Below are 877 nucleotides of genomic sequence, written 5' to 3'. Positions count from 1 at the left end.
GATAGTTATATCAACAAACTCGCAAAATCCAGCAAGGAATTCAAAAAATACCCTTCTCAACTACGCGATTACATGGATAAGATTTTAAAAATCGTCTCGATCTTGCTGGTGCCAGTTGCCATTCTGCTCTATATCAGAGGTTTTAGTCTAGGACGGTCTTATGTTGAGATTGTTTTAGGAAGTTCAGGTGCCTTGGTCGGCATGATTCCAGAGGGTTTGATTCTATTGGTTAGCGTCTCCCTAGCGGTAGCAGCCATGAAGTTGGTTAAAAAGAAGGTTCTAGTGCAGGAACTATACTGTGTAGAGACCTTGGCGCGAGTAGATGTTCTTTGTTTTGATAAGACAGGAACTATCACGACGGGGAATATGAAGGTCCAAGAAATGAATGCTAATGTGGCAGAGAAACTATCTTCTTATCTGGCTTATTTCGAGGATGAAAATGCAACTTCCCGAGCTCTGAAGACTTACTTAACCTGTGAGAAAAAGTGGGAAGTTCAAGAAGTTGGTGCCTTTTCAAGTAAAAACAAGTATTCCTTTGTCCAAGTAAAAGACAGTGGGACCTATTTCTTCGGAGCCTATGAATTTCTAGGCTTTACCCAGCCGATGGATGCCTACTATGAGCATCTGAAACAGCAAGGTTTTCGAATCTTAACACTCGCTCATAGCAAGGACCAGATTACTAGTCCAGCTAATATGGAACTACTAGGCCACGTCGTTTTGTCAGATGAGATTAAGGACAATACCAAGGAAACCTTTGACTATTTCGAATCTCAAGGTGTTGAAGTGAAGATTATCAGTGGTGATAATCATGTGGCTGTATATGGGGTGGCTCGTAAGGCAGGTTTTAAGGAAGAAGCGCGGGCTATTGATATGACCA

Annotated in this window: 1 protein-coding gene; it reads left to right on the top strand. The window is 41.8% G+C overall.

Annotated features, from left to right (window positions below; genetic code table 11):
* Window positions 1–877 (top strand): HAD-IC family P-type ATPase (locus tag GMD6S_RS09640; RefSeq protein ID WP_000223312.1); only part of this gene is annotated, 877 nt, incomplete at both ends.

The organism is Streptococcus sp. GMD6S, assembly GCF_000297015.1.
The sequence above is the reverse complement of the archived record's forward strand: the minus strand, read 5'-3'. Positions and strand labels throughout refer to the sequence as shown.